An 18,431-nucleotide genomic window follows, 5' to 3' on the forward strand; every position below is an offset into this window, starting at 1 on the left:
TCCCCTGCGTCCGAGAGAGTCTCCTTGGCCCTGCACGCCCAGCAGTTCTTCGACGACGTCATCGAACTGTCTTTCCACCAGTACGCCGTCGTCGGCACCACCTGTTACGCAGTCCCGCAGCCGAACTCGCCGCTGCGGCTGCGGATCGACTTCGCCCCGACCATCCGCCACGGCGAGTACGACGGACTTCGCTTGCGCGTCGTCCACCCTGAGTACGGCGTCCTCGACACCGCGATCCTCCGCTTCGCCGACCACGGCACCTTCGCCCGCCGCGACGCGGCTCGCGACCTTGTGCCCGGCCGAGACGGCTACGCCGTCATCCGCGACTGGCACGCCCACAACAGACAGCCACCGTGGCACGGCGCGGACGGCACGGGGCTACGTACCGCGATCGAGCAGTACGCCCACTTCTGGTTCCCGCCACCTGCCGCGTCCCGTCCGGCAACACGACCCGTCGCCCCGCCCACACCCACCACCGGGGCCTCTCCCCGCACCCGCTGAACCGCCTACCACGCCATGGAGTCTGGATGTCCCCGCCCCACTGGTTCCGCTCGCACCGACGGCCACCGGCGCCGACTGCCGCGGTCCCCGGCCCGCCTGCGCCTGCGGGCCCGAACGGTTTCTGGATCACCGACCCCGACTTCCGCGACCGGCTGCACAGCGCGACGCTGACCCTCCTCGACATCGTCGAGGACTGCCTCAACGACGACCTCCCGCTCACCGACATTCTCGACGGCGCCCGCGACCACGCCGAGCACCTGCTCGGCGTCCCCCGCACCTACGGCATCCTCGTCGAAGCCGAGGCCGCCGCGCAGATCGTCCAGGCCGCCGGCCTGGACGCCGGATCCCCCTTCGGCCTGGCCATCGCCCAGGGCCTGGCCGGCATCACACAACTGCCCGTCGAGCGGCAGCAGCAACTCGTCCGCGCCGCCGCCCGCCGCTACGCGATCACCGCACCCTCCCGTTCAGTAAGCGGACCGCCCACTTCGCCCCCGCGCCCGGCGCCGGGCCGCTCCCGCTGAACCACTGACCCGCATGCCTGCCTTGCCAGTTCCCTTGTATCCCTTGGAGAGTTCCTTCTTGCGCATCCGCTCCGCTCGTACCCTCCCGGTCGCTGTTGCCGTCGCCGCCACGGTGACCGGCAGCCTGTCCTGGGCGCCGACCGCCTCGGCCCAGAGCACCGATCCCACCCCGTCCGCATCCACGTCCCCGACTCCGCGCAACGCGGCCGAGCCGGAAACCGGCGGAGTGGCCATCCTGAAGAAGGACCCCACCGGCGACGTGCTCGCCGGCGCGTCCTTCACCCTCCTCGACTCCGCGGGCACGGAGACCGCCACCGGCAAGACCGACACCCAGGGCAAACTCGCCTTCACGGACCTCGCACCCGGCGTCTACCGCCTCAAGGAGACCTCCAGCGGCAGCAACCTGTACGACACGGTCGACGACCAGGACGTCATCGTCACCCCCGGCACGGACACCCCGATCACGATCGTCGACCCGTTCAAGGCAGCCAAGGTCCTCCTGCAGGCCAAGGACTACAAGACCGGCAAGCTCCTGCCCGGCGCGACCGTGAACATCGGCGCCGGCACCTCGACACTGCTCACCCTGACCACCGGAGCCCAGGGCACGGCCTCCGGAGAACTGCCGATGTCGAGCCGTAAGACGCTGTTCTGGGCAAAGGAAATCAAGGCCCCCGCCGGCTACGACCTCTACAAGCCCGCGAAGACCTTCACCACTGGGCCCGGTGCCCCCGTCACCGTGACCGTCACCAATGCCAAGACCGACACCACGCCCAAGCCCGCCCCGACCGAGAAGCCCACGGGGCAGCCGACCGGCAGCCCGGCCACGTCCACGGACAACCCGACCGAGAACACCCCCGGCACGTCGAAGCTCAACCCGACGGCCACCGACACGCCGGACACCGCCTCCTCGCCTGCCCCGACCGGGGACGGGACGGAATCAGCGTCCCCGAAGACCGCGGTCGGCTCCCTCGCCCACACGGGCGCCGACGCCACTCCCTGGCTCCTCGCAGGCGCTGGCCTCTTGGTCACCGGCGGCATCGGCGCGGTCGTCGTCGCGCGCCGCCGCACCGACTCCGAGCCCGAGCAGGGAGAGAACGCCGAGACCAACTAACCGGCCTTCCTCCAATACCAGGCCCCCGGGACCCAGTCCCGGGGGCCTGGTGCGTATCCGCCCTCCTGCGCCACCAGCGGCTGACCGCCGCGCCAGTCACGTCCCGCTCCTCGACTCGCCGCCGTTTTGCCCGTTGGCGTGTGTGATGCGATGCCGGTCGTACGCCTCGACGATGGCTAGAACCTGCCTACGCTCCGCCTCCGACATTTCCTCCAGGTAAGCGAGCATTGCCCGCGTCTCGGGGGAGCGGCCAGGGCGGGACGTGATTCCCATGAACTGTGCGGCGGAGGCGGCCTGGACGAGGGGGAGCGCCAGGTCGAGTCCTGCGGCAAGTGCCCGCAGTTCGGGCAGCTGAGGGGGCGTGACGGACAGCTGTTTCTCCAGGCGGTCGACCCAGTTGTACCCGATCAGCCCGCTTTTGCCCGTGAGAGGGTCGACGCATTCGGCTGCCAAGCCGCGGAGGCTCAAGCGCAGCTCCGCGCGTCGGCTGCGGACCAGGTCAGCCAGCTGCGTCTCGACATGCTGTTCGGTTTCCCCCGCGGCGGCCATCCCTGTCACCTCGATCCTTCCAGCGGCAAACGGGGCGGAGCGCTGGCCGTGCAGCCGCCGGCGCGTCATCCGTACACCATCGCGAATCCGTCGATCTTGTCAACGCAGTTCCGTACTGGTCACCCACCTTGGACGCGGGCCCCAGCCTGACGCGGTCAATGCTGCTGGGGCTCCGTGTCCTGTCGATCCCGGCCGTGGCGAGCGGTGGAAATGCCTGACGTAGTCGCTTGATCGCAAGGGGTCTGCGGCGCATCAGGGGCCCGATTTAACTCGGTGAGCGGAACAGTCTCGCTATCCGGCCCACCCGATCTCGCGTACCTCGATCGCCCCAACATGCGGCATGAACTGGATCCAGCAGCGAGCCCCGAACGCCTCGCGAATCTCCTCAACGCTGCCGGGGTCCCTCACATCAGGCCACACCCGCGGCGCGGCGCGCACCTGCTCAACGAGTTCCAGAACCTCCCGCAGAGCCTCCGTCGGCAGCTCGCCCATCACCTCGGAGGCCAGCTCCTCCACCACCACGCCGTACCGCATTGCGCACCCCGTGCTCCTGATCATTTCTCAGCACCGTACGACTTGCTCCACAGATGGATGCCATCCTGTGGATAACTTCTGGCAGGGTCTGTTCAACTCTAGGGTTCGGTAGCCCGCCTGAACTGTCGAGGGTGACTCTGTGTGACAGCGGGCGGCTGGTCCTCATGAGCGCTGAGGCCGACTGGGAGCTGCTTGGTCAGACCTACCTGTGGGAGGTGTCTCCCGGTACCGTGGGCATCCGTACTCCAGAGTTCAGTGCGAGAGGTAGACGGATGCCGAAGACGACGGTGGACGTCGATCCCAAGCTTCTGGCGGCTGCCAAAGCGCGTCTTGGTACGTCCACGATTAAGGACACCATCAACGCAGCCTTGCGGGAGGTCGCAGAGCAAGGAGAGCGCGAGGAAGCCATTGATGAGGTGGCCGCCATGGTGAGGGGCGGCGACCTTGATTGGAATGTCCTCGACGAAAAACAGAAGTACAGGGCGACTCCTGCCGGTGTCGCATCAGAGGATACTTCATGTTCCGTCGAGGGCGCCCAAGTAGAGGGCTCTGTTGATCTTGCGTATGAAGTTGCGAGCGAGTTCGGGAATCGCGACTTCGGCCTTGTGGAGTTTAAAAGCGTTTCCCGAGCTCCCGAAAGGGTTGGCCCCGTCCCGGCTAAGTTGAGATGGCATACCCCGGCCTCATTGGTGACTGAATTTGACAGGCATCTAGCGTTGGTTAGTGCGGCGCTGGAGAACCTGCCGTCGCCCGAAGTTCTTTCTGCGGCCAGGAACCTGCAGATCAGCGACCCGACTATGGGTAGTGGGGCATTTCTGCGGGCTGCCATGGATCTCGCCACGCATCGCGTCACTGACAAGGATATTCGCGCAATGCGGGCGGCGATCCAGCGCCTTCAGATTCAATACTCGCCTCTGGGTGCTCATCCAGATGATGAGACCAAAGGCACCCTTAAATCAGTCGACGCCGTGCTTCAAGACCTGGAGGCGCTTGCTGGTGCACTTGACGTCGATGATGAGGCCGCCGAGTGATCAGGTACGTGATCGATACGTCTGCCGTGCACCGCTTCTTTCAGGATCCAGGTCTCTACCCGACATGGAGATCGGTCATTGCTCGTGGCGAGGTGGGCATCATCCCGCTTATCGAGTTTGAGATTTGCTACTCCGCACAGAAGGCCGGCGATCGCGTCAAGTTGCTTGGTTCGCTCGCTAAGCTGTTTGAGTCCTTTACGCCTGGACCGGAGGTGTACAACGCAGCTCGAAGCATGCAGGAGGCCCTGACAGCCAAGGGGGCGCACCGCTGCTGTAGCCCCGTTGACCTCGTACTCGCGGCCACGGCCCATGTGGAAGACCTGGCTGTGCTTCACGTCGATAAGGATTACGAGACCGTTGCCCGCTTTTGGCCGTCGTTCAAGCAGATACGGTTCGACACAGGGCAACCGCTGTAGCTGCGTCCGCGAAGGATCTCTAATCCATCTGCTCAACGCTGACCTGACCACCCACGCTGCTCGATGCCGCGACTATGTCCGGGAGGTGAGGAGGAGTCCGATGCCCACGATGCAGAGGGACAGCGCTCGCGCCCGACCCGCAGTGCCGGGCGTGATGCCCGATGGTCTTCAAGATGACCTGTCGAGGGTGCTGTGAAGCTTCGTTTCCCTCGGATCGTCACCTGAAGCGCCCTGGCTGATGGGCCCGAGCGGGGCCTGCGAGTGCGTACGCGTGGTGCACGATCATGTTGACCGAGCCGCGGTCACGCTCGATGTGCCCTTCCAGCAGCACCGCAGGGGCGCCGAGGACTGCCTCTCGCGTGCGTTCCCAGACCGGGGGAGAGAACACCAAGTTGATCATGCCGGTCTCATCTTCCAGGGCCCCGAACGCCACTCCCCTGGCTGTCGGGGGCCGTTGGATGTACTTGGCCAGCCCGCCGACCCGAACCCGGGTCTGGTCGGCCAGGCCACGGGCCTCGCGCGCAGGCTGCGCCCCCTGTGAGGCCAGCAGAGTACGGAGGTGCTGCGCGGGGTGGTTGGTGGCGCTGGCGCCGGAGGCGTCGAGGTCGGCGGCGGTGGCCTCGGCCGCGGTCATGACCGGCAGCACCGGCGCGGGCGCCAGGTCGTCCAACCCCGGCAGGACGTCCTGGATCTCGCCCGTATAGGCGCCGGCCGACCACAGGGCGGTGCGCCGGTCAACGCCGAGGCCGTCGAACGCCCCGGCGGTGGCCAGCTGCTCCATCAGCTTCGCCGACAGCCGCGTACGGCGGGCGACGTCGGCCACCGACCGGAACGCCACGCTGCCGCGCGCGGTCAGGATCCGCTCGGCGATCTCCTCGCTGATCCCGGTCACCGAGGTCAGCCCGCGGCGGATCGCCGGCCGCCGTTCCGGCTGATCGGCGAAAGGCTCGAGCGTGGCGTGCACGCCGGAGCGCTGGATGTCGACACCGCGGACCTCGATGCCATGTTGCTTGGCATCCTGGATGAGCGTCTGAGAGTCATAGAAGCCCATCGGGAGGTGCGCCATAATCCCCGCCAGCAAGGCGTGCGGAAAGTGGTACTTCACCCAGGCGCTGGCGTAGATGATGCCCGCCATCGACTGGGCGTGAGACTGCGGGAATCCGTAATCCGAAAACGCTTCTATCATGCCCACAATGCGCTCGGAGGCGGCCTGGTCGATTCCCTTGGCGGCCATCCCAGCAAGCAGTCGTCCGCGCAGCTGCGCCACCCTTTCCGGAGAGTGTTTGGCGGCTATCGCCTTACGGAGACGGTCCGCCTCGCCCGGGGTGAAACCCGCACATTCGATAGCCAGAGCCATGGCCTGTTCTTGCCACAAAGGGACCCCGAGCGTTTTGGCTAGTGCCCGCTCGGCGAGCGGATGCGGATAGGTGACGGGCTCCAGTCCGGCCCGCCGCCGCAAATACGGATGCTTTGATCCGGCCTGAATGGGGCCCGGCCTAATGATAGAGGCGGCCACCGCGAGGTCGTCGAAACATCGTGGCTGCAGCTGCGGCAGGGTCGAGACCTGCGCCCTCGACTCGGCCTGGAACACGCCTATGGTCCGACCTGCGGCAATCATGGCGTACACGTCCGGGTCGTCCTGCGGAATCGAGGCCATGTCCAGCCTGATTCCGTGGTGTTCGGAAATGAGATCGCACGCGGTGTGCAATGCGGCCAGCATGCCCAATCCCAGGATGTCAATTTTCAGAAGTTGAGCGGCGGCCACATCGTCCTTATCGCCTTGCAGTACCGATCGCCCTTCTCGGGTGGCCCATTCCACCGGCATGATTTCCCCGATGGGCTGACGGGTCAGCACCATCCCTCCGACATGGATGCCCAAATGCCGCGGCAATGTATGCAGTTGCCCCGCGAGTGAGCGTACATCGTCGGGGATGTCGGCCTCGGGCCCTGGTGGCTCGTGGTGAATGTGGCGGGTCATCTCATTGATCCGTGCCATGGGATAGCCGAGGGCGCGCGCGGAATCCCTCACACTCAGGCGGGGTTGGTAGGTGATGAGGTTCGCCACCTGGGCGCAGTGCGACCTGCCGTATTTGGCATACAGGTACTGGATCACCTCCTCGCGCCGGTCGTTCTCGAAATCGATATCGATGTCCGGGTCGGTCTTTTCGGCGTGCAGAAATCTCTCGAAGAGTAGGCCGTGCCTGAGCGCGTCGACGCTGGTGATGCCGAGCACGTAGCAGACCACCGAGGAGGCGGCGCTGCCGCGCCCCTGGCACCAGATCCCCTGCTCGGCCGCGTACCGCGTGATGTCCCAGCAGATCAGGAAGTAGCCGGGCATGCCCATGTCGTTGATCACGGACAGCTCGTAGTCGAGCTGTTTCCAGGCCGCGTCGGCTGCCGGGTCGGTGCGTGGCCCGTAGCGGCGGGCGCAGCCTGCTTCGGCGAGGTGACGCAGATAGCTGTCGGGGGTGTGCCCGGCGGGCACCTCGAAGTCCGGCAGCTGCGGGCGCAGTTTGCTCAGGTCGATGACACTGTTGCGGGCGAGGTCGACAGTGGATACGACGGCCTGCGGGTAGCGGGCCATCAGGATGCTCATCTCCTCGGCGGTGCGCAGATGCGCCGTCGGAGCCGGAGGCAGTTCCCCGATCGCGGTGTCGAGGCTCTCGCGGCGGTGCAGTGCGGTCAGCGCCGCCGCCAGCCGTGCCGAGCGCGGGGCTGCGTAGCGGACCGCGTTCGTGGCCACCACGGGCAGCCGCCATCGCTCGGCCGCCGTGTGCAGGGCGGCGTTGCGTGGACCGTCTTCGGGCAGTCGGTGATCGACGAGTTCGGCGTGCAGATGGGTGCGGCCGAAGAGGTCCACGAGCCGGTCGATGCGTGCGTGGACGGCGTCGCTGTCATAGGCCGCCTCGCCGACGACGGGGCAGCCGGTGAGGATCGCCCACTCTCCCTCGTACGCGGCAGCCGCGAGCGCGTCGAGGTCGTAGACCGGGGCGTTCTTGGCGCCGGCCAGCTGCCCGGCGCTGATCGCCGCGGACAGGCGGGTGAATCCCAGCAGGCTGCGGGCGATCACCACGATCGACCCGAGGTCCTGGTCGAGGGTGAGTTCGGCGCCGTAGATGGTGCCGATGCCGTATTCGCTCGCGGCCTCCGCCAGACGTCTCGCGCCGTACAGCCCGTTGGTGTCGGTGATCGCCAGGGCCTCGATACCGAGGTGGACGGCCTCGGCGACCAATGCCTCCGCGTGGTTGGCGCCGAAGAGGAACGAACTGGCGGAGTGCACGTGCAACTCTGCCCAGCCGCCGCCCACGGGCGTCGGCGCGGCGCGCGTTCCGGGGAAGTTCAGCACCCTCCCGCGAGGGTCAGCCATAGAGGGCCTCCACCGCCCAGCGGCCGTCCTGGATGTGCAGCAGCCAGGCACGGCCGTCCGCGCAGGCGACTTGGAGACGTGCCAGGCGGCGGGCCTGCGCGGGGATCCACCAGTCCTCCAGCACCGGCCACGGTCCGGTCCACCCGGTCACCGCCACCGGCGCGGCGCCGTCGATGGACAGCGCGGCCGGGGTCTGGGTGAGCAGGGTGCGTCCACTCACCCCGACCGTGCCGCCCTCTGTCCCGACCAGCTGAGCGGGGCGCGGGGTGGGGTAGACGACTGCCGGATGCGGGGCCGGCAGCCGGCCCGGCCACGTCCCCTCGACCAACGGGCGCGCACGTGCATCGCCGTACGGGATGTGCACGATCCGCTCGCCCGGCCCGCGGCCTCCGGCGAGTTCGGGGCGCACCACCGCGCGATGGCCGAGCATCGCCTGCAGCTGTCCTGCGGCGTGCTCCAGTTCCTCCGGCGCGATCCGAGGCCCGAACAACAGCGACTGCCGGCCGGTGGCCGCCGACAGCCCCTCCGGGATAAGGCGCAGTGCGGTGATCCCCGCCTCGGAGGCGTCGAGCTGTCCGGTCTCGGCCCAGGCGGCGATCTGCCAGCGCACGCGCTCGGCCACCGCCAGCGCAGAAAGACGCCCCTCGTGCCGCCACACCCTCGACAGGCGCACCCCGCCCGTCAGTTCCGCTTCGACCTGCAGCCTGGCGCACACCGCGCCGGCCCCCGCAAGACGGATGTGGAGCTGTTCGGCGAGGGCTTTAGCGATGAACGCGACCGGCTCAAGATTGTCCTCGGGCGGCTCAAATGCCTCGGCCACGCTGTAGTCCACGTCCGCCCCCGACGTGTTGAGCGGCCGGGCCTCCAAGCCCCTTGCGGTGCGCTGGGCCGCGGCGGCATCGTGACCGAACCGGCCCAGCACCCGATCACTGGGCAGCGCCGCGAACGCCCCCAAGGTGGTAATGCCCAAGCGGGGCAACAGCTGAGACAGCCGAGGACGGCCCAACACACCCACCGGATACGGAGCCAGAAACTCGGCCGTCTGCCCAGCGGGCACCAGTTGGCCCACCTGCCCGGCGCGGACCGCCAGGGCGGCGGCGAACACGGTGTCCGCCGCTCCGGTACGTGATTCGATCCCGGCCTCGGTGAGCACGGTGGTGATGTGCTCCACGAGAGCCGGCTCGCCGCCGAAATACCGGGCGGGTCCGCGCGAGGGCAGGGCGATCAGCCCGGGGCGCAGGACTTCCATGTGCGGAGCGATCCGTTTCTCCAGCAGGCGCAGCACCGGCTCGAACGCCCGCGTCTCCGCTTCAGGGTCCCGGTCGAGCAGCCTGAGCTGGGGGCAGCGCCCGGATGCCTGGCGTACCCGCATCCCCCGCTTCACTCCCTGCCGGCGGGCCTCCTTCGAACAGGCCATCACCCGTTCCCGCGCGATGATCGCCACAGGTTCGGTGTGATCCGCACCCGCGGCCACCACGGGCCAGTCCATCGCCCAGATCACCAGTGCACGCACGGCCGACTCACCCCGCGGTGATGGGCCGCAGCGGCACCACATCCACGTCCACACCGGCAGCGGGCTCGGCAATGAGCTCTACAGAGCCGTCCGGACCCGGCAGCCACATTTCGGCATGCCGCGGCTGCGCCGCCGCGCCCCGACCGGCCACCACCAGACGGACACGGCGGCCGGCCAGCAGACCAAACCCGTCCCCGAGCCCCTCCCAACGAGCCTCGGCCACCCGCAGCCGCAGCTGCGCCTCCGGCCAGTCCTGCCAGGTCAGCAACGTCGTACCGGAACGCCGCACACGGGCCGCAATGCGACGGCTGGTCCGCAGGGCCACCTGCCCCACCGGGCCGAGCAACACCACCGGCGCCGCCTCGCACACCGTCGCCAGCACCTCGGGCCACCGCCATCCCGGCTCCGGTACGGCCAGCCCGCACGCCAGATCCAGACCGGCATCCGCCGCAGCCAGCCCCCCGAGCTGCGGCAAACCGACCGCCGCCCAGGCCCCGCCGTCGACCGCGGCCTCCGCGGCCAACGCGATCAGCAAGGGAAGGTCGCCCCCAGCACTCACCACCGCCCCGTGGGGCAGCCGCCCGCCCGGGAGCAGGCTGGAGAGCGTGCTGGACTGGACTCCGGTCGCCTCCGGAGTCCCTCGCTCACCAGGCGAAACGACGCGCATGAACACATGTTCGATTCCCTGTGCGAGAAATGCAAGCCGCCGAATGTCATGTCACTCCCACTGTCCTGTGCCATCGGACCTTGAGCGCGTGCCTCCGAACTCTGACCGCGTGGCCTCAGGTGGCCAGACCTACGGCAACGAAGGGCGAGGCGTCCTCGTTCGGGTGACATCCCGCATGCGGGACCGTTTCTGCTGGTCATGCCCCCTGCATGGTCAACAAATCCTGGTGGCGCACCGCCGTCACCGTGGCCGCTGCAGCCACCGCTTTGCTCGTCCCGGCAGCAACCGGAACCGCTGCACCCGCTACGACGCACCTGCCCTCCACGGCCCCGCCCGTCCGCGCGGCGACGCTGCCGGAGCCGCCGCCCGTGGGTGTGGTTCGGACGGAGCTGGCCGGGCTGCACGTGGCGCCGCCGCATTCGATGCAGGGCTACAGCCGGGCCAAGTTCCCCCACTGGATCAAGCAATACGGCGAGTGCGACACCCGCGAAGTCGTCCTCGCCCGCGACGGCCAGGACGTCAAACAGGACGAGATGTGCCGTGCGATCTCGGGGACGTGGTACAGCGAGTACGACGGCGAGACGTTCACCAACTCCGGCCAGCTCGACATTGACCACGTCGTGCCATTGGCCAACGGTTGGCGTTCCGGTGCTGACACGTGGACCACACCACAGCGCAGGAAGTTCGCCAACGACCTCGTCCATGCGCAGCTGATCGCGGTCTCCGCCCGCAGCAACCGCCAGAAAGGCGATCAGAGCCCCGATCAGTGGGCGCCATCACGGCACGCCTACTGGTGCACCTACTCCCGGGCATGGGTGGACATCAAGCACCTGTACCGCCTCAACGTCACCGAACCAGAGAAGGCCAAGCTCAGCGAGATGCTGGACACCTGCGAGCAATGAACCAACACCAGCAGCCGGCGCTGACGGGTCAGGTCACCGCCGGCCCCGGCGGAGCCATGACCGTTGAGGTCGGGGTCATCACTGGCGACCTCACGGTCACGACCACCGACGCAGGCGACGGCACCGCCGCCATCAGCGTCCAGTACACCGGCGCCGACGAGTGGTACGTACTGGAAGGAAGCCCTGTAGCGATGCCCGAAGACGGCCTGGCCGCCGTCCAGGGCGCCGTCATCAAGGCCATCCGGGCGGGTGGCGCGGCCTGCGCTCCCAGCCCGGGCCGGGCATAGCGCCGAATCGACACGCCCCTCCGCTGCCAGGTCAGCAGAGCAGCCACAGCAAGCTGCCGGCCATAGCAGAAGGGCCTCGCCCTTCGGCCCTCAAGAATCGATGGCACGTGCTCAAGGTCCGATGGCACAAACCCACGAGCCCTCGCTACCGACTGCGGTTGACGGCTCCGGCCAGAGCCGTGGCGGTCTGGAACGACCACGACGGGCGCCGACCTGTCCGCCTGGCCCTGCCCGAAGTCGCCCGGCACATCTCGCCGCCGGGCGGCAGTGCCCGCGGAGCAGAAGACGGGCAGTCGAACGCGCGTGCCTCGCTAGGCTGCCGCAGTGATCGAGTCCCCGTCGCTGCCCGGCGACCCCACCGAGCTGCACCTGCGCATCTCCTACGACGACGAACTCTGGGACACCCCGCAGGCCGACACGCTGGAGCGCTGGAACGTCGCCGTCCTGCACCGTCGGCCTACGCATGACGGCGGGCAGGGCCAGGAGGAGGGGAGGGGCTTCGCCACTGCGGGAAGCCCGTCGTGCACGACGGAGGATGTCGCCGTCGGGGAGATGACCTTCTACCGGGTGCATCTCGACCGCGGCCGGAATGCCTACTGGGCCATGGAGGAGGTCTCCGAGGAGCTGTACGAGATCGCCCAGGTCCTCCTCGACCCGCAGACGGGTTCCTTCACCAGCGAGGTCGGCGAGCTGCTGGAGTACGTCGGTTCCGCTCTGCTCGTCATGGATCGGGTGAAGCTGGATCCGCCGTGGCGCGGGCACGGCCTGGCGGCCGTACTCGGTTGCGAGGCGATCCACCGGCTCATGCCGGGTTGCCGGGCCATCGCCTGCTCGCCTGGCGTCACCGACCTGAGCAGTCAGCGGCTGACAGAACGGTCCGAGTGGGACCGCGTGAACGCCAAGATCGCCCTGGGGTGGCAGAGCCTGGGGTTCCGCCTCTATAGGGACAACGTCTATTTGCTCTCGCCGGCCTCGCAGGATCTGGAGGAGCAGCGCGGTGCACTTCGGGGGCGGCTCGCGGAACTCGGTGCCTCCTGGCGGAGCGCGACGGCCGCACCGTTCTAGGAGTGAGGGAGGGGTCCACGCTGCGTCAGCACGGGCTCGCTGTTCGGCGTCAGATTTCGCCCCCTCGTTCCAGCCGCACTGGGTGCACCGCACTCCCGCGTACAGGTCATCACGAGAGTGGTCCACCCCGCTCCACCCCTCCAGTTTTGAGCTTGGTGCCCCACACTTGAGGCAGCCCACGGCCACGCCGTACCCGTGGAAGTATTGGTAGCCGAGGCCCGATTGCTGGACGGTCTGCTGCATGGCCTTGACGAGGTCGGCCTGGGATTCGATACCTACGAGTTCTCGCGCGGCGCGATCTACATCGTCGTCCGTCAAAGAGACCCACATGATCCGCCGTAGAAGAGCTGGTAGCGGGGTCTCGTCGAGGAGTACGGGAATGACCCGGACTGAGTCATCGTCCAGGCTGCGCGTCAGGGCTGTCTCCCACTCGGTGTTCACCCATCGAGACTTGGAGGCGTTCTCGGACCAGAAGACCATCACAGTGTCGACCACGCTCAGAGCCTGGTTGACCTTGCCGGGGATGGTGTCTCCGGGGCGGATCTCCCAGGAGTCAAGCCATACGTCGACACCAAGCAGCCGCAGCCGGGCGGCGAGCGGCTTCACTGCGGGCTTGTCGCGGTGGTTGTGCGAGATGAACGCGCGCATGGGCTTGAGTTTCTCAGCTCCGGCATCTAATCGTCAAATCGACGAAAACTCCCGAGCTGGCACGTGTTCGCAGAGGCGGTCGCGGCCTTCGTGGCACGGATAGCTGGCTACCAACCGCCGGGGAGTCGGACTTGCGGTCGAGCTGGAACACCGCCACGCATGATGTTCAAGCGTGGCGAAACAGTGTGAGCACCTTCCTGGTACTGCGAGGATCGTCCGCATGGACCGCAAGGACTATCTCGGCCAGTCGATGATGCAGGCCGCCGTACTGCCGGCACGCGCCGCCTATCTCATCCGCGCGGGCAGCGATCCCGGTTTCCGCCAGGCAGTGCAGGAGGCGAGCACCCGGTGGGGCGGGATGACCGAACCCATCCTCGCCGTGCCGGAGAACGGCGAGATCCCCGACGAACTGCGCGAGACCGTAGCCACGGCGAAGGTCGAAGCCGTCGTCAACGTGGACGTCGACGGCGCCGACGCCCAGCGCGCGGCTGCAGCCTTCGGCCTGCCCTGTGTCCGGATCGCCCAGATCGACCAGGCTGGCGCCGCGATGTTCACCTGCCACCCGCTGCACGTCAACCCTCCTGTGCAGCCGTCCACCCTGCCGGTCGTCGCCGTGGACGGCGCGCCGCTGTGGCAAGTGGCCGCTGCCGGCCTCCTCAGCGAGGACCAGGCAGACGAACTGCGGCGCACCGCTCTCGCCGTTCGCTCGGGCCTGCCCGACGAGTACGGCCGGACGCAGATGTATGGAGCCACCCATCTGCAGAGCACGATCGCGCAGTTCGGCGAGCACCGCAGCAACGCCTTCGGTTCGCTGCCCGCTGCGGTGTGGGTCACTGAGCCCGACGACGTCGAGGACTGCGTCGCGTTCTGGAACGCCCGTGCGCTACGGCCGGTCAGCCACGCCGGGATGCCCATGGTGCTGCTGCCCACCGGAGAGGTTCAGCACTGGCTGGGTCTCGCCCAACAGCTCGCCGGCATGCTGGGCCGACCTGCGGAGTTCTCCCCCGATGTGATGCTGCTCAGCAGAAACGTCCCCCGGGAGAAACTGAACGAGATCGCCGAGGTCCTGGAGTTGCAGCGCACGGAGGGGGAGGTCCGGATCGGCACACAGTTCCCCACTCCCGCGCTTCGGCAGCCTCCCTTCACGTACCGGACCGGCCTCGATCCCCGCTCGTGGCTGCTGAGGGAGCGTGAGTACGGGTTGTCGACCTCGTTCGACGTGCACGTGTTCGCCGGGGACACGAGCACACTTCGGTTCACCTCGCCCGTCCACTTCCACACCCAAGGCAGTTGGGCGCTGGTCCGGCTGTGGGGCAGCCCGCTCGACGGCCTGCCCCGACGCGACTGCGTCGCGTCGCTCGTCGAGAAGAACGCGCAATGGCGTGGGGACAGCATCCAGCTGCGCACCCCCGCGCAGAACGACTACATCTTCGCGCTGACCGTGCCCACGCTCGCACGGGCGACCGAGGCCGTGTTGGAGCAGGCGAGCGCCCGTCACGCCCTCTCTGACAAGGGCAAGCTCGGGGTCGTGTTGCAGGCTCAGGCTGTCATCGCCGCTCTCCTCGAACCAGGTGTCTACGAAGCCGTGATCGCCCTCACGACTCCCCGGTCCAAGGAACTCCTCAAGGAGCTGCGGAAGATCAGGGCGGAAGGGGCGGACGACGACGCGCAGCTGGTCGAGCTCGCCTCAATGTGGGGTGGCCGCGCCGAGCGCCGGTATCGCCCCACCACGAAGTTGGAGCTGTCGCCGCAGCGGGCCTCCGAGGCGGCTGAACGCCTGTGTGAACTCGGTTGGGCCGAACGCGGGGTGGAGACCAACTGTGCCCAGTGCGGGGTCCGCACCTTCCACCCCTTCGAACAGACGCAGCGCCGACCGGTGTGCCCAGGCTGCTCCTCGCCATCCCGGTACGAGACCACGGCGGACGGCCTTTCCGTCTTCTACCGGCTCGACGGCTTTGTCGACCGCGCCAGCGACCAGGGTCTTCTTCCCCACCTGCTCGTGATCGCCGAACTGACCAAGAAGGAGCCGAACTCGTACTTCCTGCCCGGCATCGACCTGTGGTTCACCGACCAGACGCGCGGCGAGGCCGATGTCTTCGGCCTCTACGGCGGGCGCGTGCTGTCCGGCGAGGTCAAGACGTCCGCGTCCCAGTTCACGACGGACCAGCTCACCCACGACATCGCCCTGAGCACCCGCTTGGACGTCGACATCCACCTACTTGCTGCCGTCGACACCGTTCCCCAGACGACTCGCGAGCAGGCCGCCAAGCTTTGCTCCGACGCTGGTCTGGATCTCCTCGTCCTCGACAAGAGCGAGCTCCGCCGCTCCTGACGGTTAGTCGGCCAAAGGCGCCATGTCGGTCTGTGGGCAGCGGGCGCCTGGCTTCGTCGTCCACGGACAGTTCGCCTGTGGCAGACAGGAAAGAGCCCACGGGGACTGGTGATCGCCGCGACACCATGTCAACCTAAACGACCTTCCCTAAACCCCAGGTCAGAGAGGTGATGCTGTGGCATTGGATGCGATGCAACCTGGATTCGCCACCACGGTCGCGGCCCTGCGGCTCCGCTCCTGGAAGCTCGGTGCCGGCCAGGCGATGGAGGTGATCGACCAGTTCTCGCAGGCGGATTTCACCCACATCGTCGACGACCGTGCCGACGTGCACGTCAGCTCCCACGACGGCAGGTTCTACCTCGGCTACTTCCCCAACGGCCGGCCCGGCGGCGCCGACGAGGACTGGGTGACGGGCGAGGGCTGGGTCATCGCGGTCACCGGCACCGCGAACGTCCCCGGCTACCGCATCGCCTTCGGCACGGACACGCCTGCGGAGATCGTCGCCGATGCCGTGGCCCGGATCCTGTCCACCTCCCGCCCTCTGTGACGGGCACGTCCGCCCTTCATTTATTCGCACGCCGCGTACCCTGCCCCTGCTCTCGCGGCCTCGTCCGTTAACGCTAGGAGAACGCTTTGGCCCTGCACACGCCCGAGATGACCGTCGGCGACGTCCTTGACTTGCTGTCCGCCTGCGACCGCGATACGCCCGTCCGTCTCGCGATCAACCCCTTCTTTCCCATGGCTCACCGTCTGGGTGGCGTGGAGAAGTCGGTGGACGAGCACGGCCGGCCGCTGGTCTACATCGCCGAGTCCCCGGAGGCCGAGCAGTTTGGACCCCTGCCGCCCGCGGTGGCCGTCGCTTTGACCTGGCAGGAGCCGGTCGAGGCGCCCCCACGCCGCCGCCGCGGCGCAACCGGCCCGAACGACGGCCAGTGAATTACCCCCTGAACTGACGGAGGCGCCCCTGCACCCGCACCACCCCATCGATCCCTACCACCCCCACTCGCCGGACCCGACGTACTGGGTCATGCCGCGCCACCTGGCCGGCGATGATGGCGTCCTCGCCGAGCGGATCGGCGACACTCTGACCGGCCTCGGCTGGCACATGTGGCCGACCTCCCGCAACTCCCTGCTGTATGTGAGCCCCGATGGCCTGCGCGGCGCCGAGTGGATCCTCGCCGCCTACCCGTTCGAGCTGGGCGGCCTCCCGGTGGCCTGGCAGCTGTCGGCCCGTCCGCACGCTGCCTCGGCCCTGACTGAGTGGAACGCGTACTTCACCGCCGGCGTGCCGCATGAGGCGCTCACCGACTTCCTGCTTGCGCTCGATGCCAGCGAGACCCCCGATGCCGGGTTCGAGAACGCCGAGTCGGTACTCACTGCGCTCACCGCCCGGGGCTGGCTGCGCGACATGGACCGCCCGCATACAGCCGCCACCGACCCAAGCTTCTCCACGAACGTCTCGCTGGAGATGCTGCCGCCGCTCATCCACGACGCCGACCCCCGCGATGACCTTCTGGGATGGCAGGCGTGGGCGGAGCCCGTGCTCGGGGCGCCGTACCTGTGGTGTGCCAGCTTCAGCGCGAGCGCCCCGCATGAGCTGGTCGCGGCCTTCGCCTCCTCGCTCGCCGCACCCGGCCCGGTAGCGCGCCGCACGCTGCCCGTGGGAGCGGAGGACCGTCTCACCGTCGTACGCCGCGGCTGACGAGCTGCTCATCGCCGCTGACCGAGGCGAGGGATCAACGGGCGTGATATCCCTCGCCCCGAGGCCCGGTAGTTCCGTGCCCTTCACGGGAGCGGAACCACCGGGCCTTCGCCGTACCCCGTCAGCAGGGCACCTGACAGCACCCTGGAACCAAGATCAGCACCGTGCATAGGATCGCCGTCGTGGCAGACAAAGTAATCGGCAAAGGACCCCTGCGCGGCTACCTCCTGGAGGAGGTGCTGGCCTGGCTGTTGCGCTCCAGCGGCTTCGAAGTCCTCACCGCCGACGACGACCAGGACAAAGAGCCGTGGAAGGTCCTGAAGGAGGACAAGAACGGTCTGCTGGTCCGCGGGCGCGGGGCATGGCACCAGGTCGACGCGCTTGGACAGTTCCGGTACGTCCCACCGTTCTCCCTGCCTGTCCGCCTGTTCGTCGAGGCAAAGTACCTGACCACCAGGCCAGTTGGTCTGCCCACGGTACGCAACGGCCACGGTGTGATCCACGACGTGAACGAGGGCGAGATCACCACGCTCACAGCCCCGGGGACCGGCCGGCCACGGACGCGATACCGCTACAGCTACGCGATCTTCTCCACGTCCGGCTTCAGCCCGGAGGCGCAGGACTACGCGCTGGCCCATCAGATATCCCTGATCGACCTTTCCGCACCGGACTTCGCCGTGCTGCGGAATCTAGTCAAGAAGACTGCCGACACGATTCACGCAGTGCTCGAAGCGACCCCCGCAGCCGAGCGGCCGAAGGTGCGCGATATACGGGCGTATCTTCGCGGGCCGCTCCTGGACATAGACCCGGGCGAGGTGGAACTGCCCGATGCCATTCGCGGCCCACTCGATTACCTGGCGCAGACCCTGTACAGCCGGGCGCACCTCGGTCTTGTCCTGGCCTTTCCTGCAGCTCCATTCGTCCTGGGCCTGGCCTCGGACAATCTGTACGGCTTCGTGGCCTATGCGAGAGCGCACCCCACGCACGCGGTGCGCCTGCGCCGCAGCAACCAGACAGCATCACACCCCGTTTGGGAACTGCGCTCCGCAGAGCATCCCGAGGCATACGCGTTGCGGTTCGGGCTGCCGGAGCGGGTGGAAGCCTGGATCGTCGAACAGGACGAGGGCATGTCCTCGCGAACCCGGTACGTCAAGCGCAGCATGCTGTCGACCATGACCCTGTACTGGATGCACGGGGAACACGCGGAGACCTTCCAACTTCGCTACGAGCCAGGCGAACTGCGTCTCGACGGCTGACCGCCCGAGATGACCAGGCCCCGGTGTCC

General features: G+C 68.0%; 18 protein-coding genes and 1 pseudogene. 13 read left to right on the top strand and 6 right to left on the bottom strand.

Annotated features, from left to right (window positions below; genetic code table 11):
- Positions 1-24: 24 nt before the first annotated feature.
- The 3 genes from ACFY1E_RS42655 to ACFY1E_RS42665 are packed head-to-tail and all read left to right on the top strand — an operon-like array spanning position 25 to position 2,133.
- Positions 25-501: a hypothetical protein gene (locus ACFY1E_RS42655; RefSeq protein ID WP_389086577.1), complete on the top strand. Its 477-nt coding sequence runs from the start codon at positions 25-27 to the stop codon at positions 499-501.
- 26 nt (positions 502-527) lie between these two features.
- Complete coding sequence (locus tag ACFY1E_RS42660; protein ID WP_389086579.1) at positions 528-1,022, top strand: hypothetical protein; 495 nt, start codon at positions 528-530, stop codon at positions 1,020-1,022.
- A 58-nt stretch (positions 1,023-1,080) separates the two neighbouring features.
- Positions 1,081-2,133 carry a SpaA isopeptide-forming pilin-related protein gene (locus ACFY1E_RS42665; RefSeq protein WP_389086582.1) on the top strand — a complete coding sequence of 351 codons (1,053 nt, stop codon included), beginning with the start codon at positions 1,081-1,083 and terminating at the stop codon, positions 2,131-2,133.
- Positions 2,134-2,229: 96 nt separating this feature from the next.
- Here ACFY1E_RS42665 and ACFY1E_RS42670 read toward each other — a convergent pair whose 3' ends face one another.
- The gene (locus ACFY1E_RS42670; RefSeq protein ID WP_389086584.1) at positions 2,230-2,751 is read right to left on the bottom strand and encodes an XRE family transcriptional regulator; all 522 of its coding nucleotides are present in this window, start codon (positions 2,749-2,751) and stop codon (positions 2,230-2,232) included.
- 222 nt (positions 2,752-2,973) lie between these two features.
- Positions 2,974-3,216, bottom strand: coding sequence for a hypothetical protein (locus ACFY1E_RS42675; RefSeq protein ID WP_389086879.1), 243 nt, complete (start codon positions 3,214-3,216; stop codon positions 2,974-2,976).
- A gap of 272 nt (positions 3,217-3,488) precedes the next feature.
- Here ACFY1E_RS42675 and ACFY1E_RS42680 point away from each other — a divergent pair, with 272 nt between their 5' ends.
- Positions 3,489-4,247 (top strand): hypothetical protein, encoded by a 759-nt coding sequence (locus tag ACFY1E_RS42680; RefSeq protein ID WP_389086587.1) that lies wholly within the window; start codon positions 3,489-3,491, stop codon positions 4,245-4,247.
- On the top strand, positions 4,244-4,663 hold the full coding sequence (locus tag ACFY1E_RS42685; RefSeq protein ID WP_389086589.1) for a PIN domain-containing protein: 420 nt from the start codon (positions 4,244-4,246) through the stop codon (positions 4,661-4,663). Before ACFY1E_RS42680 ends, ACFY1E_RS42685 begins: the two co-directional genes overlap by 4 nt.
- A 217-nt stretch (positions 4,664-4,880) precedes the next feature.
- On the opposite strand, the gene ACFY1E_RS42690 is transcribed toward ACFY1E_RS42685, so the two are convergent.
- The 3 genes from ACFY1E_RS42690 to ACFY1E_RS42700 are packed head-to-tail and all read right to left on the bottom strand — an operon-like array spanning position 4,881 to position 10,210.
- Positions 4,881-8,009, bottom strand: coding sequence for an error-prone DNA polymerase (locus tag ACFY1E_RS42690; RefSeq protein WP_389086592.1), 3,129 nt, complete (start codon positions 8,007-8,009; stop codon positions 4,881-4,883).
- Positions 8,010-8,022: 13 nt separating this feature from the next.
- Entirely contained in the window at positions 8,023-9,543 is a 1,521-nt protein-coding gene (locus tag ACFY1E_RS42695; RefSeq protein ID WP_389086594.1) for a DNA polymerase Y family protein, read from the bottom strand.
- A 7-nt stretch (positions 9,544-9,550) separates the two neighbouring features.
- Positions 9,551-10,210, bottom strand: coding sequence for a hypothetical protein (locus tag ACFY1E_RS42700; protein WP_389086596.1), 660 nt, complete (start codon positions 10,208-10,210; stop codon positions 9,551-9,553).
- A gap of 209 nt (positions 10,211-10,419) precedes the next feature.
- Between ACFY1E_RS42700 and ACFY1E_RS42705 the strand changes: the two genes are divergently transcribed.
- The 3 genes from ACFY1E_RS42705 (at position 10,420) to ACFY1E_RS42715 (ending at position 12,464) form a co-directional block, all read left to right on the top strand.
- Positions 10,420-11,112 (top strand): HNH endonuclease family protein, encoded by a 693-nt coding sequence (locus tag ACFY1E_RS42705; protein WP_389086599.1) that lies wholly within the window; start codon positions 10,420-10,422, stop codon positions 11,110-11,112.
- Positions 11,109-11,399, top strand: a complete 291-nt coding sequence (locus ACFY1E_RS42710; protein WP_389086601.1) for a hypothetical protein — start codon at positions 11,109-11,111, stop codon at positions 11,397-11,399. The genes ACFY1E_RS42705 and ACFY1E_RS42710 overlap by 4 nt, the downstream gene beginning before the upstream one ends.
- A gap of 324 nt (positions 11,400-11,723) precedes the next feature.
- On the top strand, positions 11,724-12,464 hold the full coding sequence (locus ACFY1E_RS42715) for a hypothetical protein (RefSeq protein WP_389086889.1): 741 nt from the start codon (positions 11,724-11,726) through the stop codon (positions 12,462-12,464).
- A gap of 291 nt (positions 12,465-12,755) precedes the next feature.
- Here the strand turns inward: ACFY1E_RS42715 and ACFY1E_RS42720 are convergent.
- A pseudogene (locus tag ACFY1E_RS42720) lies at positions 12,756-13,112 on the bottom strand (toll/interleukin-1 receptor domain-containing protein); the annotation flags it as partial.
- A 220-nt stretch (positions 13,113-13,332) separates the two neighbouring features.
- Here ACFY1E_RS42720 and ACFY1E_RS42725 point away from each other — a divergent pair.
- From ACFY1E_RS42725 to ACFY1E_RS42745, 5 genes are all read left to right on the top strand, one after another.
- Positions 13,333-15,444 carry a hypothetical protein gene (locus ACFY1E_RS42725; protein WP_389086604.1) on the top strand — a complete coding sequence of 704 codons (2,112 nt, stop codon included), beginning with the start codon at positions 13,333-13,335 and terminating at the stop codon, positions 15,442-15,444.
- Between the two features lie 190 nt (positions 15,445-15,634).
- A complete protein-coding gene (locus ACFY1E_RS42730; protein WP_389086606.1) occupies positions 15,635-15,991 on the top strand; it encodes a DUF317 domain-containing protein in 357 nt (118 codons plus the stop codon).
- Positions 15,992-16,083: 92 nt separating this feature from the next.
- On the top strand, positions 16,084-16,380 hold the full coding sequence (locus ACFY1E_RS42735; protein WP_389086881.1) for a hypothetical protein: 297 nt from the start codon (positions 16,084-16,086) through the stop codon (positions 16,378-16,380).
- Between the two features lie 91 nt (positions 16,381-16,471).
- Positions 16,472-17,146, top strand: coding sequence for a DUF317 domain-containing protein (locus ACFY1E_RS42740; RefSeq protein ID WP_389086608.1), 675 nt, complete (start codon positions 16,472-16,474; stop codon positions 17,144-17,146).
- Between the two features lie 164 nt (positions 17,147-17,310).
- Entirely contained in the window at positions 17,311-18,402 is a 1,092-nt protein-coding gene (locus ACFY1E_RS42745; protein ID WP_389086610.1) for a hypothetical protein, read from the top strand.
- Positions 18,403-18,431: the final 29 nt, after the last annotated feature.

The organism is Streptomyces sp. NPDC001604 (assembly GCF_042893475.1).
Lineage (GTDB): Bacteria > Actinomycetota > Actinomycetes > Streptomycetales > Streptomycetaceae > Streptomyces.